Raw genomic sequence first — 2,560 nt, 5'->3', positions numbered from 1 at the left:
GCGGATTGCAGGGATACTTACAGATGAGAACAGATAGTCGAACAATGTAGTCGGTTTATCAGTGTTCACGTTCTCAGATTTGTTTGCATTAACATAATAATCCAGCAACGTTGTGGCGGTCTGAGACTGAATATCACTAATGGATAATCCTTTATCCTGCACTACATCGTTACCTTCTAAATGAAAACCGTGCTTTTTACCGGTCTCTGTAACATAAAAGACACCATCTTTACTGATAACATCCGGTTCATCAGTTTTAAACGTCACTTCGCTGGCGGTATTCACAACGTAGTTATTCTGTCCCTGACTGACATAAGTGGTGAAATCAGGGGTCCGGCCCAGTCCATTAGAAGTTGTCTTACTCGCGGAATTGTTAATTACCGATTCCAGATAATCAAAATTTGCGACATGGTCAAATGAATAGCCGGAGTTGAGCTCAAATTCCAGGAATCCGGGATCAAGAACGGAGCTGGAGATATTACCACTGCTCAGGATACGGGAGGCAGTCTCGGAGTCCTTAGCAGTAAAATCAATCGTCTGCTTACGCCCGCTCACATCGTATGTATTACCCGTATTGTAATTACCGGATACGCTACCGAACTTTCTGTACTTACCTAAGTCACGAGCTAAATCATCAACATAGCGTAAATCAGTTCCCTGATCCTTTGCCTGTGCATAAAGGTCTGATAATACATTGCGATCATCCAGGGTCAGGAAGTTTACTGCATCCATGTCCTGTGTTTCAGAGGTTAACTGGGTTTGTACTACAGGGAGAGCGTTTGTGTTTCCATACAGGCGGGACATCATCAGTCCCAGTCCACTTATCGTAGGCTGTCCTGATGAGTTTGCTTGGGCTGCCGTGGTGCTGCTTCCAGTGGCAGGCTGGGAGCTGGTCTTTTTAGACGCGTTACCAGATGTATCCTGTACATAGCTATAAACATTGGTTGATGTGTTGACGTTCATAGTTTGATTCTCTCCAGCCTGGATAGAAGTTATGGGTGTTTAGTAATTAATAGCTGTAGGTATAAGTGACACTTTCCTGGCGCGAAGGTTTAAGCTGTGCACCTGGTGCACCAGTCGTGGTGTGGTTAATACGTAATCCAACTCCGTTACCGAACGGGAAGCTATTAAAATCTGTGGTGGTCGCCGTTGACCCACTGGTTACCGCTTTACACAGTGATGGAGTTGCTGCATACGGGCGGTAATAACACAACTCAACAGTATCAGTCGTTGCAGCAGGGTATGCCGCGATAGTGTAAGCGATGCTGGTGAGGGTTTTGGTTTTTATAAGAGTACCCGACGTAAAATCTGTGGAAACCAGACCAAATGAAGTGGCTGCTGGCATGCCGTTTCCATTTGATAGAACAGTAATCTGACTTGCGGTCGCTGTTTTCACGATAGCGTTTGTGGCGGCTAAAGCCGGAAGTGAAACTAGCGATGCTGCAACCAGTAGGGAAAGAGAAGCTAACTGCTTGTTCATTTAAATCTCCTGAAATGAAGAGATCTTTAGTCATTAAAGAACGGACGTGTGGTGGTCACTCCTTTGCGGCACACCGCCTGCATTACCCAGTCGCTTCACAGCTGAGCGTATGGAGTGCCAACTGTGCTTAGGCAGTTTTGCCAACTCACAGCAGCTCCAACACGTCAGATATAATTAACGGCATCAGTTGCGAAAGCTTTAGAAAAAATGATGTAAAAGCAAAAATAACTTACATTAAGTTGAAAGAATGATGTCTTATCTGAGAAGAAAATCAGGCTTCTGGTACTGTTTTTAAAGCACTATGTCCAGTATTTTTGTTCCTCTACAGGGGCTTGTTACCTATAACACCGTACATTACGGCTTATCGTTCGAGTGATTAGTAATGACTTGTAGATACCGTACGATCAGTGACATTACAGCGATTGAGATGCTTGGTGGCGAAAGAGGGATCCGTTCAGTCGATTGTGCTCTCCATAGTCAGCAATGTCCGCTCCTGGCACAGGGCTGCTGTTGCAGCGCTGGCAACCTTAGACTTCAATCGATTCAGAGATCTCTAACGCATCATCGACTTCAATGCCCAGATAACGAACTGTGCTTTCCAGTTTCTTATGACCCAACAGAAGTTGGATCACCCGGAGATTCTTGGTTTTCTTGTAGATCAGGTAAGGTTTTGTTCTTCTCATGGAATGTGTGCTGTAAAGCGAATTTTCGAGACCAAGCTTTTCTACCCACCCATGAAAGACTCGGTTGTATTGCCGGGTTGAAATGTGCTTGTTAATTCCGACCCGAGACCGAAACAAGAAGTTTTTACTGTGCAAATTGCCAAGCTTTATCAATGCAGCAACAGCTTCTCTTGTCCCTTCGGTTATCTCAAATTACACAGGGCTACCAGTTTTCTGTTGCAACACCTTAGCTCTGCTTGAAACAGAGGTACCATATGCAACATCAGAAACTTTTAGCTTAACCAGATCACAGCCCCGAAGTTTACTGTCCAGGGGCATATGAAGTGGTCAACTAAAACTGGCCACCACTTTAGAGTTCTTCCAGTATCGTTTTTCCGATTCGTTTGGTGGTAAACCA

Annotated in this window: 2 protein-coding genes and 1 pseudogene; all 3 read right to left on the bottom strand. The window is 44.7% G+C overall.

The window, feature by feature from the left end:
• On the bottom strand, window positions 1-963 hold a 963-nt coding region (locus ACFL9S_RS23505), incomplete at its 3' end, for a hypothetical protein (RefSeq protein WP_405264289.1).
• Window positions 964-1,009: 46 nt separating this feature from the next.
• Window positions 1,010-1,480: a hypothetical protein gene (locus ACFL9S_RS23500; RefSeq protein ID WP_405264288.1), complete on the bottom strand. Its 471-nt coding sequence runs from the start codon at window positions 1,478-1,480 to the stop codon at window positions 1,010-1,012.
• Between the two features lie 527 nt (window positions 1,481-2,007).
• Window positions 2,008-2,481 (bottom strand): annotated as a pseudogene (locus ACFL9S_RS23495) (tyrosine-type recombinase/integrase); the annotation flags it as partial.
• Window positions 2,482-2,560 lie beyond the last annotated feature (79 nt).

The organism is Erwinia sp. AnSW2-5 (assembly GCF_045107195.1).
Classification (GTDB): domain Bacteria; phylum Pseudomonadota; class Gammaproteobacteria; order Enterobacterales; family Enterobacteriaceae; genus Erwinia.
The sequence above is the reverse complement of the archived record's forward strand: the minus strand, read 5'-3'. Positions and strand labels throughout refer to the sequence as shown.